Source organism: Streptomyces resistomycificus (assembly GCF_001514265.1).
GTDB lineage: Bacteria > Actinomycetota > Actinomycetes > Streptomycetales > Streptomycetaceae > Streptomyces > Streptomyces resistomycificus.
The window spans coordinates 64009-78355 of sequence record NZ_KQ948993.1 but is presented as its reverse complement, the minus strand read 5'-3'; the positions used below and the strand labels follow the sequence as shown (position 1 = coordinate 78355).

The 14347-nt window shown below is 71.8% G+C and carries 18 protein-coding genes and 2 pseudogenes; 13 read left to right on the top strand and 7 right to left on the bottom strand.

Features of this window, described 5'->3' with window-relative positions; all coding sequences use genetic code 11:
• Positions 1-18 precede the first annotated feature (18 nt).
• The 7 genes and pseudogenes from AQJ84_RS21660 (at position 19) to AQJ84_RS21630 (ending at position 5371) form a co-directional block, all read left to right on the top strand.
• A complete protein-coding gene (locus tag AQJ84_RS21660) occupies positions 19-1773 on the top strand; it encodes an ATP-binding protein (protein ID WP_053190461.1) in 1755 nt (584 codons plus the stop codon).
• Between the two features lie 4 nt (positions 1774-1777).
• A complete protein-coding gene (locus AQJ84_RS21655) occupies positions 1778-2188 on the top strand; it encodes a roadblock/LC7 domain-containing protein (RefSeq protein WP_030043913.1) in 411 nt (136 codons plus the stop codon).
• Positions 2185-2556 carry a DUF742 domain-containing protein gene (locus tag AQJ84_RS21650; protein WP_030043912.1) on the top strand — a complete coding sequence of 124 codons (372 nt, stop codon included), beginning with the start codon at positions 2185-2187 and terminating at the stop codon, positions 2554-2556. The genes AQJ84_RS21655 and AQJ84_RS21650 overlap by 4 nt, the downstream gene beginning before the upstream one ends.
• A complete protein-coding gene (locus AQJ84_RS21645; RefSeq protein WP_030043911.1) occupies positions 2537-3142 on the top strand; it encodes a GTP-binding protein in 606 nt (201 codons plus the stop codon). The genes AQJ84_RS21650 and AQJ84_RS21645 overlap by 20 nt, the downstream gene beginning before the upstream one ends.
• Complete coding sequence (locus tag AQJ84_RS21640; protein WP_053190462.1) at positions 3139-4389, top strand: cytochrome P450; 1251 nt, start codon at positions 3139-3141, stop codon at positions 4387-4389. The genes AQJ84_RS21645 and AQJ84_RS21640 overlap by 4 nt, the downstream gene beginning before the upstream one ends.
• A 195-nt stretch (positions 4390-4584) precedes the next feature.
• Positions 4585-4899, top strand: a pseudogene (locus AQJ84_RS21635) (TetR/AcrR family transcriptional regulator); the annotation flags it as partial.
• Positions 4900-4978: 79 nt separating this feature from the next.
• Entirely contained in the window at positions 4979-5371 is a 393-nt protein-coding gene (locus tag AQJ84_RS21630; RefSeq protein ID WP_030043907.1) for a VOC family protein, read from the top strand.
• 24 nt (positions 5372-5395) lie between these two features.
• On the opposite strand, the gene AQJ84_RS21625 is transcribed toward AQJ84_RS21630, so the two are convergent.
• Both AQJ84_RS21625 and AQJ84_RS21620 read right to left on the bottom strand, forming a co-directional pair.
• Positions 5396-5692: a DUF4235 domain-containing protein gene (locus tag AQJ84_RS21625; protein ID WP_053190463.1), complete on the bottom strand. Its 297-nt coding sequence runs from the start codon at positions 5690-5692 to the stop codon at positions 5396-5398.
• Positions 5693-5706: 14 nt separating this feature from the next.
• Positions 5707-6732 (bottom strand): glutathione S-transferase family protein, encoded by a 1026-nt coding sequence (locus tag AQJ84_RS21620; RefSeq protein ID WP_053190464.1) that lies wholly within the window; start codon positions 6730-6732, stop codon positions 5707-5709.
• A gap of 188 nt (positions 6733-6920) precedes the next feature.
• Here AQJ84_RS21620 and AQJ84_RS21615 point away from each other — a divergent pair, with 188 nt between their 5' ends.
• Positions 6921-7976 carry a cation diffusion facilitator family transporter gene (locus tag AQJ84_RS21615; protein ID WP_107082647.1) on the top strand — a complete coding sequence of 352 codons (1056 nt, stop codon included), beginning with the start codon at positions 6921-6923 and terminating at the stop codon, positions 7974-7976.
• A gap of 61 nt (positions 7977-8037) precedes the next feature.
• Here AQJ84_RS21615 and AQJ84_RS21610 read toward each other — a convergent pair whose 3' ends face one another.
• From AQJ84_RS21610 to AQJ84_RS21600, 3 genes are all read right to left on the bottom strand, one after another.
• Complete coding sequence (locus AQJ84_RS21610) at positions 8038-8481, bottom strand: nitroreductase family deazaflavin-dependent oxidoreductase (protein ID WP_030043904.1); 444 nt, start codon at positions 8479-8481, stop codon at positions 8038-8040.
• Positions 8482-8587: 106 nt separating this feature from the next.
• On the bottom strand, positions 8588-9217 hold the full coding sequence (locus AQJ84_RS21605) for a LysE family transporter (RefSeq protein WP_053190465.1): 630 nt from the start codon (positions 9215-9217) through the stop codon (positions 8588-8590).
• Positions 9214-9504 (bottom strand): hypothetical protein, encoded by a 291-nt coding sequence (locus AQJ84_RS21600; RefSeq protein ID WP_030043900.1) that lies wholly within the window; start codon positions 9502-9504, stop codon positions 9214-9216. The genes AQJ84_RS21605 and AQJ84_RS21600 overlap by 4 nt, the downstream gene beginning before the upstream one ends.
• Here AQJ84_RS21600 and AQJ84_RS21595 point away from each other — a divergent pair.
• Positions 9503-9703, top strand: coding sequence for a ferredoxin (locus AQJ84_RS21595; protein ID WP_030043899.1), 201 nt, complete (start codon positions 9503-9505; stop codon positions 9701-9703). The genes AQJ84_RS21600 and AQJ84_RS21595 overlap by 2 nt on opposite strands.
• Before the next feature lie 18 nt (positions 9704-9721).
• Here the strand turns inward: AQJ84_RS21595 and AQJ84_RS21590 are convergent, their stop codons facing one another.
• Positions 9722-10273, bottom strand: coding sequence for a TetR/AcrR family transcriptional regulator (locus tag AQJ84_RS21590; RefSeq protein WP_030043898.1), 552 nt, complete (start codon positions 10271-10273; stop codon positions 9722-9724).
• A gap of 94 nt (positions 10274-10367) precedes the next feature.
• On the opposite strand from AQJ84_RS21590, the gene AQJ84_RS21585 reads away from it, so the two are divergent.
• The 3 genes and pseudogenes from AQJ84_RS21585 (at position 10368) to AQJ84_RS41130 (ending at position 12468) form a co-directional block, all read left to right on the top strand.
• Positions 10368-10826, top strand: a complete 459-nt coding sequence (locus tag AQJ84_RS21585; protein ID WP_030043897.1) for a nuclear transport factor 2 family protein — start codon at positions 10368-10370, stop codon at positions 10824-10826.
• 9 nt (positions 10827-10835) lie between these two features.
• Positions 10836-11363: a flavoprotein gene (locus tag AQJ84_RS21580; RefSeq protein WP_030043896.1), complete on the top strand. Its 528-nt coding sequence runs from the start codon at positions 10836-10838 to the stop codon at positions 11361-11363.
• Between the two features lie 134 nt (positions 11364-11497).
• Positions 11498-12468: pseudogene (locus AQJ84_RS41130) on the top strand (aldo/keto reductase).
• A 31-nt stretch (positions 12469-12499) separates the two neighbouring features.
• Here AQJ84_RS41130 and AQJ84_RS21565 read toward each other — a convergent pair.
• On the bottom strand, positions 12500-13318 hold the full coding sequence (locus tag AQJ84_RS21565) for a phytanoyl-CoA dioxygenase family protein (RefSeq protein WP_030043893.1): 819 nt from the start codon (positions 13316-13318) through the stop codon (positions 12500-12502).
• A gap of 63 nt (positions 13319-13381) precedes the next feature.
• On the opposite strand from AQJ84_RS21565, the gene AQJ84_RS21560 reads away from it, so the two are divergent.
• Positions 13382-14302 (top strand): helix-turn-helix domain-containing protein, encoded by a 921-nt coding sequence (locus AQJ84_RS21560; protein ID WP_078632316.1) that lies wholly within the window; start codon positions 13382-13384, stop codon positions 14300-14302.
• Positions 14303-14347 lie beyond the last annotated feature (45 nt).

The window sequence follows — 14347 nt, the reverse complement described above, 5'->3', positions numbered from 1 at the left end:
TTGCTTCGAAGGATGCAGATGGAACTCGCCACTCCGCCCCCGGCGGCGCGGGCCCCTGTCGCCTGGTACAGCTGGTGGCTGATGCCGCTGGCTTTAGGAGGCGGGACGGTAGCCGCCACGTTCATGAGCTCGGAGCGAATAACCACGGCCGTCGCGGGCATCGCCGCGACGGCGGCCGGCGCCGTGTGCGTCCGCGTCCTGCTCCGTACTCGGTCCGAACTGCGCCGGGCGGAGGGCTCCTTCCGTACCTCGCAGGCCGAGCACTCCCAGCAGTGGCAGCAGCACGTGGCAGGTCTGGAGCGTAAGTTCTCGGCCGAGCGTGCCGCCCAGGAGGCCCAGTTCGCCGACCAGGCAGGCGCCTACGAGGCGCAGCTGGCCGAGCAGACCCGGACCTTCGAGGAACGGCTGGCCGAACAGACCACGGCGTACGAGGCACGGCTCGCGGAGCAGACCACCGCCTACGAGAGCCGCCTCGCCGACCAGGTCACGTCCTACGAGGCGCAGCTCACCGACCAGGCCGAGGTCTGGAAGGAGCAGCTGACGCACCAGCAGGAGGCGATCGCGCGACTAGCCGGCGAGCAGCTGCCAGACGCCCTGACGCGGTTGCGGGACGGCGAGGCCATCGACGACCTGCTGCCTGCCACCAACCAGTGTGCGAAGGTCGGCGCCGACCTCCAGGCCGAACTCCGCAAGATCCTCAGGACGGCCCTGATCGGCGTCGAGGAGGAGTTCAACCGCTCGACCTCCGCCGAGCAGGCCGTGATCAGCATCGGCAACCGCATCCACGTGCTGACCAGCAAGCTGCGCGGTCGCCTGCACGAGATGCAGGGCGAGCACGGCCGGCTGCCGGCCGTCGCCCGCGGCCTGATGGAGCTCGACCAGGAGATCGGCCCCGCCGACTGTCTCGCCGCCAGCATCGGCGTGCTCGGCGGCTCGGACCGGCCCGGCCGGCAGTGGCAGGAACCGCAGCGGCTGCTGAGCGTGGTGCGCGGCGGCATCGGTCGCATCAAGGACTTCCACCGTGTCCAGGTGCGCCACCTGCCCGAACTCGGCGTCGACGGCGGTCTGGTCGACCACCTCACGCTGATCTTCGCCCACCTGCTCGACAACGCGGCCCGCTACTCGCCGCCCACCGAGCCGGTGGTCGTCTCCGGCAAGGAGGTCCCCAACGGCGTCGGTATCGAGATCCAGGACTCCGGCAAGGGACTGAGCGAGGAGAAGAAGCGGGACGCCGAGAACGCCCTGGCGGGCACCGGAGCCGGACCCGGCCTCGGTGGCATCTCGGAGGACGCCAACCTCGGCCTCCGGGTCGTCGGCGCCCTCGCCCGCCGCTACGGCATCCGCGTCACCTTCGCGGACTCGCCCTGGCTCGGCACCTCCGTGGTGGTCGTGGTCCCGCACAAGTACTTCAGCCAGTTGCCCGCGGCCACCACCGCGGCCCCGGCGGCCTCGGCAGCCCCGGTGGTCCAGGCCGCCGCGGCGCCCCAGGCCAAGGCCCAGGCCGCCGCGGGGTCCGAGGCGGAGGAGACCGAGGCCGTGGACACCACGCCCGGCGGACTGCCCCGGCGCAGAAGCAAGCGGAGCGAGACGGTGCGGCCCCAGCCGGCCGAGCGCGCCGAGCGGACCGAGGACACCGGCGTCCTGGCCGTCCCGCCCGATGCCTCCTTCACCGGCCTGGCCGCGTTCGCCACCGCCGGGCGCGAGTCCATCGAGGCGGACGGGCCGGCCGACGGCCGCGCGTCCGCAGAGCACCGCACTGAAGAGAGCGACTAGTCCCATGACGCAACAGGGAACCGACGTGAGCTGGGCGCTCCGGGATCTGGTGGAGTCCATCCCGGAGATCCGCTTCGCCCTCGTGGCCTCCAGCGACGGCAAGGCGATCACCTCATTTGGCGCCGAAGACCCCGACGACGTGGACCGTTTCGCGGCTGTGGTGGCCGGCCTGCAGGCGCTGGCCCAGCCGGTCGCCGAGCAGTTCCCCAAGTACGCGGGGCAGCTCAGGCTGGCGATGATCGAGGTCGACGGCGGACACCTCTTCGTCGTGCGCGCGGGCGTCGAGACGTATCTCGGCGTCCTCGCCAGGGAAGGCCTCGACCAGGGACTGCTCGGACACCAGATGAGGGATCTGGCCCGCCGGATGGGTGAGCTCCTCGGCACCACTCCGCGCCTGGAGGAGCACTCTGGATGAGTGCTCCCCGCCGGCCCACGGACCCGTCCGGTCTCGAGCGCTACTACGTCCTGACCGGAGGACGTAGCGGACCGGGCGGTTCGGCGTCGAGTCTCGACGTGGCAACCCTCATCGTCTCCCGCACCGCCCCCGAACCGGGCATGCAGCACGAGCACGAGGAGATCCTCCGGCGCTGCCGCGATCCGCTCTCGGTGGCCGAACTCGGCGCCCACCTCGGATTGCCCTTCAACATTCTCGCGGTGCTGCTGGCGGATCTGCTCGAGGCAGGCCGCGTCGAAGCCCGTGACCCCATTCCGGCGCACGAAGCCGGTCGCGGGCCAGACCTCGCGCTCCTTGAGGAGGTACTCAGTGGACTTCAAAGGCTTTGACCATCCCGGCGGCCCGGACGCCGGGGGCACCCGCTCGGTGAAGGTGATGATCGCCGGCGGGTTCGGAACCGGGAAGACCACGATGGTCCGCTCGGTCAGCGACATCAAGCCGCTCACCACCGAGGAGACCCTCACCCAGGCCAGCGCCGACGTCGACCACCTCATCGGCGTCGCGGACAAGACGCAGACCACCGTCAGCCTGGACTTCGGCAAGATCGGCATCAACGAGCAGCTGGTGCTGTACCTGTTCGGCACCCCGGGTCAGGAACGCTTCTGGTTCCTGTGGAACGGCCTGTTCAAGGGCGCGCTAGGCGCGGTCGTCCTGGTGGACACCCGCCGGCTGGCCTCCAGCTTCCGGGCGATCGAGGAGATGGAGCGGCAGAACGTCCCCTTCGTGATCGCGCTGAACGTCTTCCCCGACTCCCAGCAGCACCCGATCGAAGAGATCCGGGACGCCCTGGACATCTCACCCCACACCCCGATCGTGGCTTGCGACGCCCGCGACCGGGCCTCCAGCCGTGACGTACTCGTCGCCCTGATACGTCACTTGAAGGATCGCTCCGCCGTCGCACTGGAGCCCCGATGACTGACCAGACCTTAAACGGTCCCGACGCCCCGCGCGGTTGCCCCGTCGCCCACGCCGGGGCGGACCTCGCCCGGCTGTACGGCCCGGAGGTGTCGACCGACCCGCACGCCGTCTACGAACGGCTGCGCAAGGAACACGGATCCGTCGCGCCGGTGCTTCTCGAAGGGGACGTTCCCGCCTGGCTGGTGCTCGGCTACCGGGACAACCGCCGAGTGCTCGACAACCCCCGCCAGTTCAGCCGGGACGCACGGATCTGGCGGGACTGGCTCGACGGCCGGGTCGCGGAGACCTCGCCGCTCATCCCGATGATCGGCTGGCGTCCCGACTGCATCTCGCAGGACGGCGAGCCGCACCGCAGGCTGCGCGGCGCGGTCACCGACGGGCTGTACGCGGCGTCCAGCCGTGGCGTCCGCCGCCATGCCACGCACTTCGCGAACAAGCTGATCGACGCGTTCGTCGACGACGGGGAGGCCGACCTCGTCGCGGGTTACGCCGAGTACCTGCCGATGCTCGTGCTCACCCGGATCCTCGGGCTCCCCGCGGCGGAGGGGCGCAGCCTGGTCGAGTCCTGCGCCCAGGTCCTCAAGGGCGGCGAGCAGGCACTCGCGCACAACGACCGCATCATCGAGATCCTCGGCGAACTCGCCGAGCGCAAGCGCCTCGAGCCGGGCTCCGACTTCACCACCGCCCTGCTCGAACACCCCGCCGGTCTCGACCCGGAAGAGGTCGTCAGCCATCTGCGGCTGGTCCTGCTCGCCGCGCACACCACGACCAGCAACCTGCTGGCCCGGGTGCTGCAACTGGTCCTCACCGACGCCTCCCGGCTGGCAGGCCTGGTCAGCGGTCAGCTGAACATCACCGCGGTGGTGGAGGAGGTCATGTGGAACTCGCCGCCGCTGGCCGTCCTGCCGGGGCGGTTCGCCGCCACCGACCTCGAACTCGGCGGACACCACATCCAGGAGGGCGACCTGCTCATCCTCGGCCTCGCGCCGGGCAACGCCGATCCCGAGGTCAGGCCCGACCCGGAGGTCTCCGTGCAGGGCAACCAGTCGCACCTCGCGTTCAGCGCGGGGCCGCACGAGTGCCCCGGGCAGAGCATCGGCCAGTCCATCATCGAGATCGGTGTGGACGTCCTGCTGCACCGGCTGCCCGGTCTGCGCCTGTCCGTCCCGCCGGAGGACCTCGGCTCGACGGGCTCCACGTGGGAGTCCAGGCTGGACAGCCTGCCGGTCGAGTTCCCCGTGTAGGCCGCGGCCCGCTCTCCTTCGCTGCCCGGTCGGATCACCGACCGGGCAGCGCCGGTTCGTCACACGGCCAGCGGGTCGTCCAGCGAGCCCCGCCCGGCCAGTTCGGCGGCGGCCGCCGGGCCGTCCTCGGCCGCCGCGTGGTGGCCCGACACCAGCGCCCACTCGTGGTTGCCGTTGATCCAGTGCTGGACGGCCGCAGTCGAGGCGATCGTCGGCGTGCTGCGCGACGCCGGATTCCCCGACGAGGAGGCGGTGCGGATCTGCCACGCCTTCGTCGACCAGGCACTGGCCTTCGGCGCCCTCGACGCGGCGAGCGCGGCGATGCCGAAGGCGGCCCGGGAGGCGGAGGCGGTGGTCTGGCGGGCGACGTACGCCCGGCTGCCCGCCGAGACCCATCCGCACATCGCCGCGACCGCCCGTCACCTCGTCGTGGACATGCGGGACAGTTCCTACCCGGCTGCACTGGACCTGCTGCTCGACGCGGCGGCCGCCCGGTTGGGAACCGACTGAATCGGCCCGGCCGGGATATCCGCTAGGTAACAGGGCGGCGGGACACCACCGTTCCGCGCCCCGGACCTTCGGAGGAGACATGGCACTGGTGAAAGCGGGCGTCGTGGTGCTCGACTGCGCGGAGCCCGAGAAGCTCGCCGTGTTCTACAAGGAGCTGCTGGACGCCGAGCAGACCCACGAGAGTGCCAACCGGGTCGAGATCAGGGGTGCCGACGGCATCCGCCTGGGCTTCCGCCGCGACGTCAACGCCACCCCGCCGAGCTGGCCCCGCCCCGAGAACGCCCTCCAGGCCCACCTGGACTTCGTGGTGGAGGACCTGGACGAGGCGGAGCGCAAGATCGTCGGCCTCGGCGGCCGGCCCCTGGAGACCAAGGACGCCTCCGGACCGTACGAGGAACGCGGTTACGCCGATCCGGCCGGCCACTCCTTCACACTCCGCCTCGTTCCCTCGACGGCGCCCAAGCAGGGCTGAGCGCCGCCGACACCGCCGAACGGGTCAGTCCCGGCCACCCTTCTCACCGGCCGGCCAGACACCGGTGGACCGCTCGATGGCCGTGGCGCCGGCGCGGTCCACCGCGCTGCGCACCACGGCGAAGATGGCGCCCTGGACCGCGGCCGCCAGCAGGATCTCTCCCCAGCGGCGGTCGCGGTCCAGGGCGTCGGGTGCGTCGTCCTCGTGCCGGATCGCCTTCCAGGTCTTCTGGAAGGCCATGCCGGCGAGGGTTCCGCTGGTCCAGCCCAGGATGAAACCGATGGGCTTGTAGGCGAGGGGCAGCTTCTTCTTCTTTGCCACGTGAATCTCCTTGCTCAGCAACTGGGTCGATGGTGTGCGGGAACGGCCTCCGCCGCCGGTACCGGCCCCGGCGGCGTCCCGTCGCCGAACGGCCGGCCGCCCAGTTCCTCCCGGTGGTGGGGGGCCGACCAGCCCGACAGGTCCGGCCCGATCGGCACGATGCCGGTCGGATTGATGCCAGTGTGGACCTGGTAGTAGTGCCGTTTGATGTGGTCGAAGTCGACGGTGTCGCCGAAACCCGGCGTCTGGTAGAGGTCGCGGAGGTAAGCCCACAGCACCTCGTTCTCGGCCAGCTTCCAGCGGTTGCACTTGAAGTGACCGTGATAGACGGCGTCGAAACGGACCAGAGTGGTGAACAACCGGATGTCCGCCTCGGTGATCGTGTCGCCCACCAGATAGCGCTGCCGGGCGAGCCGGGTGGCCAGCAGGTCCAGACGCCAGAAGACGCCTGCGCACGCGGCGTCGTACTCCTCCTGGTCGGCGGCGAAGCCGGCCCGGTACACGCCGTTGTTGACGTCCTCGTAGACCTCCGCCATCACCTTGTCGATCTCCTCGCGCAGCGCGCGCGGATACAGGTCCGGCGCGCCCTCCCGGTGCAGGGCCGTCCACTCGGTGGCGAAGTCCAGGGTGATCCGCTGGTAGTCGTTGGTGACCAGTTTCCCGCTGGGCACGTCCACGATCGCGGGCACGCTCACCCCGCCCGGGTAGTCGGACTCGCGCCGGTCGTAGGCCTCGCTGAGGTAGCGGATGCCCAGGACGGGGTCACGGCCGTCGGGGTCCAGGGTGAAGCGCCAGCTGCGGTCGTCCTGGATCGGGTCGGCGACGGCGAGGGGCAGGGCCTCCTCGAGGCCGAGCAGACGCCGGGAGACCAGCGCGCGGCTCGCCCACGGGCAGGCACGGCTGACCACCAGCCGGTAGCGGCCCGCCTCCACCGGCCAGCCGTCCCGGCCGTCGGCGGTGATCCGGTCCGCGAAGTGGCTCTTGGACCGCCTGAAGCGCTTCTGGCCGTACCCGGCGTTGCCGTCCTCTCCGGCACCCATGCTTCCTCCTTGCTCTGCGGCTGCGGTGCTGTGGGCTCGTCCCGGTGTGCGGGTGCCCTGGTGAACGCGTTCCCCGTTTTCCGCCGACGGCACGGTGTGAGCGGTACCGGCCGGGGCAGTCGGCGGAGGTGACAGGGACATCGTCAAACCAGAAGGCGGACGGGACGGCACCGCGGGTGCCGCACCAGGTGAGCGGCAGCGAGGCGGACGGGACGTCCGAGGGGGAGGAGGGCCGAAGGGCGAGTGAGGGATCCGGCCGGCAGGCGGATCGTGGGACGGACGGGACGGAGCGCGGGCAGGACGACCGCAGGACACGGGTCACCGTGCTGGTGGCGCTGGCGGCCAATCTGGTGATCGCGGTCGCCAAGGCCGTCGGCGGACTCCTCGCGGCTTCGCCGGCGCTGCTGTCCGAGGCCGCGCACTCCGTGGCCGACAGCATGAACGAGGTCTTCCTGCTGGCCGCGCTGCGCCGCAGCCGCCGCCCCGCCGACCGGCGTCACCCCTTCGGCTACGGCAAGGAACGGTTCTTCTGGTCGCTCCTGGCGGCCGTCGGGATCTTCGTGATGGGCGGCTGCTTCTCCTTCTTCCAGGGTGTCGAGGCGCTCAGGAACGGCGCCGAGGAGAAGCTGGGCGGGTATGTGGCGGGCCTGGTCGTGCTGGGCGTCGCCCTCCTCGCGGAAGGTGCCTCACTGGTCCGGGCCCTCTACCAGGTGCGCCGGCAGGGCGGCGGCATGGAGGGCCTGCGCGACCCGGCCCTGCGCACGGTGATCGCCGAGGACGGTACGGCGGTGCTCGGCGTCACCCTCGCCATGGCCGGGATGGCGCTGCACATGGTCACCGGGCAGGTCGTGTGGGAGGCGTCCGCGTCACTGGCGATCGGCGCCCTGCTCGTCTACGTGGCCTACCGCCTCGGCCGAGAGGCCCGCGACCAGCTGATCGGGGAGGCCGCGGACCCGGAGTCCAGCGGCAGGATCCGGGCGCTGCTGGACGCGCAGCCCGAGATCGACAGCGTGGAGGCGCTGTTCACGATGAAGATGGGTCTGGACTCACTCCTGGTGGCCGCCCGGATCGACCTGGTGCCCGGAATGGACAGCGAGCGGGTGGAGGAGGTCGCGGTGCGGATCAAGCGGTCCATCGCCAGTACCGTGCCGGACGCGGACCAGATCTTCCTCGACGTGACCGACCGGCCCGCCGAGGAGGCACGCGAAAGCCCCGCCGCGACGGGGGAGCGCGGCGGGGCCTGAGACTCTGGTGCCCGGCGGATCGGGGCCCATGCGTTGTCGACCGGAGTTTTTTCCGGAGAGTTCAGCTCCCGTCCCCGGGCTCCAGCACGAACACCGGTATCTCCCGGTCGGTCTTCTTCTGGTAGTCGGCGTACGGCGGGTACGCGGCGACCGCGCGCTCCCACCACTCGGCCTTCTCCGTCCCGGTGATCTCACGGGCCGTCATGTCCTGTTTCACCGGGCCGTCCTGAAGCTCGACGTGCGGATCGGCCTTGACGTTGTGGTACCAGACCGGGTGCTTGGGCGCCCCGCCCAGGGAGGCGACCGCGGCGTACCGCCCCTCGTGCTCGACGCGCATCAGCGGAGTCTTGCGGATCCTGCCGCTCTTGGCGCCGCGGGTGGTGAGCAGGATGACGGGCATCCCCATCATGGTGGTGCCCTTCGTGCCGCCGGAGCTCTCGTACTGCTCCACCTGCTTGCGCACCCAGTCCGTCGGGCTGGGTTCGTACTCGCCCTCGAGAGGCATGGCATCCGTCCCATCGTCGTCGACTACTGCCTGCTGGTAACGCGGTTCAACACCGGTGGGAACGACTTTCATCCACGCCGCGTTCCCGCAAGGCGTACCGACGGTCCTACGGAGCCACCAGCATCCGCACCGCCAGCGCGGTCATCACGCCGCTCGACAGCAAGGCCGTGGCCAGCCGCCCCCGGTGTCCGGTCAGGGCCCGGCCCAGCAGGGCGCCCCCTGAGGCGAGCAGCAGTTGCCAGCTCGCGGAGGCGGCGAACGCCGCGAGGACGAACACGCCCTGGGCCAGGGGGCTTACGGCCGTGTCGGCCCGCGTGCCGAGCACCAGCGCCGCGAAGTAGATCACGGTGGTCGGGTTGAGCAGGGTGATCCCGAGCAGCGACAGAAAGGCCCGCGCCGGACTCGGGGGAGGCGGGTCGACCCGGGTGGCGAGCCGGTGACCGCGGTACTGCCGTACGGCTGTGACGGCGCCCAGGGCCGCGAGCGCCACCAGCACCAGGGCGGAGGCCCAGCGCAGCGGACCGAGCGCCGGCCGCAGCGCGCCGGCCAGGGCGGAGCCGCCGAGGGTGGCCACCAGGGCGTAGAGCCCGTCGGCGGCCGCCACGCCGAGCGCGGCACAGACACCGGTCCGCAGGGACGTACGCGCGGTGAGGGAGACCAGGTAGGCGCCGACCGCACCGACGGGCACGGCGATGCCGTACCCCGCGAGCAGTCCCGCGACGAGCGCGGCGGTCATGAGCGCGACAGCGCGGGCCTCCACGGCCGGCCGGGCTGCTGCTGGACACGCACCGGACGTGCGGCGGTGGCGGTCGGCGGCAGCGGGGCGTCGGTTTTCAGCATGGCCAGATCCTGAGGGCGGCCGCCCCGCCGGGACAACCGAATTTCCCGCGCCACGGCGTACCGGTCCGGGCGGGCGGGGACCAGGGCCGTCCGGTGCGCGTCCCTCGGGCGTCGAGCCTCGGCCAAATCGCCGATGGCACCGATCTGGCCGAACTTGCCGTCGCCCCAAGAGGCTCCGGTCATGCACGTCGACATCGACAAGGACGTCTGCATCGGGGCGGGCCAGTGCGCCCTGGCCGCTCCGGGCGTCTTCACCCAGGACGACGACGGCTACAGCACGCTGCTGCCCGGCCGGGAGGACGGCGGCGGCGACCCCATGGTCCGGGAGGCTGCCCGGGCGTGTCCGGTCACCGCCGTCACGGTGTCCCGGACGGTGGGCTGAGCGCCCGCCGCCCGGCCCTCAGCCGGACTCCATGAGCAGCCGCGCCGCCTTGCGCGCCTCGGCGGCCGGCCGCGTGCTCCCGGTGATGCCCGCCGTGACCATGGCGCCCTCGGCCAGCAGGAACAGCGGGGCGGCCAGCGCGGCGGGCCGTCCCGCACCGGCCACCAGGGAGGCGAGGTAGGCGCCGAACGCCTCCTTGTGCGCGCGGACCCGGGCCACCACGAGCGGCGACGTCGCTCCCAGTTCGCCGTACGAGTTGATCCACGCGCAGCCGCGGAACCCGTCCTCGCCGAACCACTCCTCCAGCCAGTCGAAGACCGCCAGGACGCGCCGCTGCGGCTCCTCCTCGCGCTCCACATACGCGGCGAGCCGCCCGCGCCAGCGCCCGTCCCGTCGCTCCAGGTAGGCCCTGACCAGTTGCTCCTTCGCCGGGAAGAGCTGGTAGAGCCGCTTCAGCGAGACCCCGGAGGCGGCCCGTACCTCGTCCATCCCGACGGACTGGACGCCCCGCCCGTAGAACAGCTCCTCGGCGGCGTCCAGCACCCGCTCACGGGCGACTGCGTTGTCCATGTGCGACCTCTCCTTGACGCGAGAACGAGCGTTCTCCTACGGTGGCCAGCGTACCGGAGAACGCACGTTCTCCCTGCCGGCCACGGAGGATGACATGACCACCCGACCGCCCCTGCCGCCCTTCACCCGCGAGACGGCGGCCCAGAAGGTACAGGCCGCCGAGGACGCCTGGAACACCCGTGACCCGCACCGGGTGGCGCTCGCGTACTCGGCGGACTCGGTCTGGCGCAACCGCGACACCTTCGTGACCGGGCGCGCCCAGATCGTCGAGTTCCTCACCGCGAAGTGGGCGCGCGAGCACGAGTACGCGCTGCGCAAGGACCTGTGGGCCTTCGACGGCAACCGCATCGCTGTCCGTTTCCAGTACGAGTGCCGTGACGGCGACGGCCGCTGGTGGCGGTCGTACGGCAACGAGCTGTGGGAGTTCGACGAGCACGGCCTGATGACCCGGCGCGAGGCGAGCATCGACGACGTGCGGATCGAGGAGCGGCAGCGGCGCATCCACGGCCCGCGGCCGGCGGCGGAACACGGACGGTCCTTCCCGCTTGAGTAGGGTGCGCGGATGACCGAGCAGGCCGGGAAACCCTTTCTCTACGTCGTCGTCTGCGCCGCCGGGATCGCGGCGGACGTCAGCAAGCTGATCACCGCCGCCCAGGAGCGCGACTGGGAGGTCGGCGTGATCGCCACACCCGTCGCGACGAACGGCTTCCTCGACACCGCAGCCGTGGAGGCGCAGACCGGGCGGCGGATCCGCTCGGCCTGGCGCAGCCCGGGCGACCCGCGCCCCTTCCCGCCGCCGGACGCCGTCGTGGCCGCCCCGGTCACCTTCAACACCGTCAACAAGTGGGCGGCGGGGCTCGCCGACACCCTCGCCGTGGCGACCCTGTGCGAGACGTACGGACTGGGAGTCCCGGTCGCCGCACTGCCGTGCGTGTCCGACGCGCTGGCCGCCCACCCCGCCTACCAGGACAGCCTCATACGGCTGCGCGGGATGGGCGTGAGGTTCGGCGAGCCGTACTCCGGGGAGCCGGGGCAGGACGGAACCCGGCCCGACTTCGGGTGGGAGAGGGCACTGGACCTGCTGGGGTGAGTGGGACCGGGACGTGCGGCGGGTTTCGCGGGGGAGCCGGGTGCTGTGGCCGACGGGCGTCGCCGCCGGGCCCCGGTCGCGGGCGGGGTCGTTACGCTCCCCTGGAACCCATCCCGAAGGCAGGAGCGGCAACGATGCAGTACGTGAAGCTCGGTTCGACGGGCCTGGACGTCTCGCGGATCTGTCTGGGCTGCATGACCTACGGTCTGCCCGACCGGGGCGTGCACGAGTGGACCCTCGACGAGGAGACCTCGCGCCCGCTGGTCCGGCAGGCGCTGGAGGCCGGGATCAACTTCTTCGACACCGCCAACGTCTACTCCGACGGCACCAGCGAGGAGATCGTCGGCCGGGCGCTCGCCGACTTCGCCCGGCGTGACGAGATCGTGCTCGCGACCAAGGTGAACGGGCGGATGCGGCCGGGACCCAACGCGCACGGCCTGTCCCGCAAGGCGATCATGACCGAGATCGACCACAGCCTCGGCCGCCTCGGCACCGACTACGTCGACCTCTACCAGATCCACCGCTACGACCCGCACACCCCGGTCGAGGAGACCATGGAGGCCCTGCACGACCTGGTGAAGGCGGGCAAGGTGCGCTACATCGGGGCGAGTTCGATGTACGCCTGGCAGTTCTCCAAGATGCAGTACACGGCCGAGCGGCACGGTTGGACCAAGTTCGTGTCCATGCAGAATCACTACAACCTCCTCTACCGCGAGGAGGAACGGGAGATGCTGCCGCTCTGCGCGGACCAGGGCGTCGGCGTGCTGCCGTGGAGCCCGCTGGCCCGCGGACGCCTCACCCGGGACTGGGGCACGGTGACCGAGCGCAGCGCCAACGACGACTTCGGCAGCCGTCTCTACCCGGACGGCGACCGCGCCATCGTCGAGGCCGTCACCCGCATCGCGGGGGACCGGCGCGTGCCACGTGCCCAGGTGGCCCTCGCCTGGCTGCTGCAGCGGGAGACGGTGGCCGCACCGATCGTCGGCGCGGCCAGGACCGGCACATCGAGGACGCGGTCGCCGCCGTCGAACTCGTACTCGGCGACGAGGAGATCGAGGAACTGGAGCGGCCCTACGCCCCGCACCCGATCGTCGGGCACGGATGATCCACCAAAGGGACGTCCACCAAAGGCGTGCCTAGTGCGGCCCGTGCGGCGCGAACTCCGTGCCGCACGGGCCCGCGCCCTCGCTCTCCGCCAACGGCACCCGGTCGCCGGACATCGACAGCGTGCGGTAGTGCTGGCCGATGCGCTCGGCGGAACGGCCGACGTAGTGGCCGATGAACGAGCGGCGGAACCGGTCGGCGCTGTGGTTGGGCTGCGAGCCGTGCACCAGGCTGCCGTTGAAGAACAGGACGTCCCCCGGCTCCATGTCGACGGGTACGGCCGTGAGGCCCGGCGGCGGGGGCACGAACTCCCGGGCGAACGACACCTCGGCGTCCGCCTCCTCGGGGCAGAACAGGTCCATCCGGTGGGTGCCGGGGACGACCTCGAGTCCGCCGTTGTCCCGGTCGATGACGTCACAGGCGATCCAGGCGGCCACACAGGTGCCCGGCTCCACCCGCAGGTAGAAGTTGTCCTGGTGCAGCGCCTGCCCCCGCGCCCCCGGCGGCTTGAAGTAGAACATGCTCTGCGCGGCCAGCACCTCCTCGCCCAGCAGCGTCTCCAGCACGCCGCGCAGCCGCGGATCCAGCAGCACACGCCGTGACAACGCGTGGAACTCGTGCGGGAACATCACCCTCGGGTAACGGTGCAGCGGATCCGCCGAAGGGCGCGGCTCGAAGTGCCCGGGCACCGGTCCGGCCGCGTGCAGCGCCGTGAACTCCGCACGCAGCCGTTCGATCTCGTCATGGCCGAACAGCCCGCGCACGACGGTGAAACCGTCCTCGCGAAACCGCCGCAGTCCGTCCTCGGGCAGGATGGGAGCACCAAAGGCGCCGATGTCCATGGCTGTCATGCGTTCACTCCTCGGTCGGGTGCCTTCGGTACGACACGCTAGGACGCCGCGCCGCACAGGAGGATGCCCGTGACCGCTGACGGATTGCCCAGGACTGCTGCACCCGCCGATCCGGGCCCACCGCCCGGCCTGGTCGTGGTCGGACACTTCGACCAGCCGCCGGGGTACGGAGTGAGCCGGCCCCGCGGCGCCGACAGCTGGCTGTTCACCTGGACGACCGGCGGGCGGGGGGAACTGCGCCAGGGGGCGGCCCACACCCGGGCCGGGGTCGGGGACCTGGTCGTGCTCGCCCCGGGCGTCCGTCACGACTACGGGGTCGAGGGGGCCGCCCCGCACTGGCGGTTCTGGTGGGCGCACTGCCAGGCCAGACCGTCCTGGGCCGCCTGGCTCGGCCCGTTCGAGGTCGGCGAGGGCATGTACGTCCTTCCTCCGACCCCGGCCGACGCGCACGCCCGGATCGAGGCGGCGTTCGGCCGGATGCTCACCGCCGCCCGCTGGACGGGCACCGGGACGCCGCCCGGACCGGCGGCCGACCGGGAGCAGGTCGCCGTCGCGCACGGCGCCGCGGCCCGTGAACTCGCGCTGTGCGCGCTGGAGGAGGTCGTCCTACTCACCGCCGGCACCGCGCGCACGCCGTCGCCCCGTCCAGGCGTCGACCCGCGGGTGCGCCGGGCCCAGGAGATGGTCGCGGCCGACCCCGGGGCACCGCACACCGTCGAATCGCTCGCCGCGGGTGTGGGGTTGTCCCCCTCCCGGTTCGCCCACCTCTTCACCGAGCAGCTCGGCCGGTCGCCGATGCGTGCGCTGCGCGAGGCCCGCCTGCACCACGCCGCCCGGCTGCTGGAGAGCACCGACCTGCCCGTGGAGCGCGTGGCCGCGGCATCCGGGTTCGTCAGTCCGTTCCACTTCAACCGGGTCTTCCGTGAGCGCTACGGCCTGCCGCCCGGCGCCTACCGGTCGGGTGGCCCAATGGTTGACGGCTGAACGGTGGAGACCGGTCGAATGCGCGGTGGAGTGGCCGTTCAATGG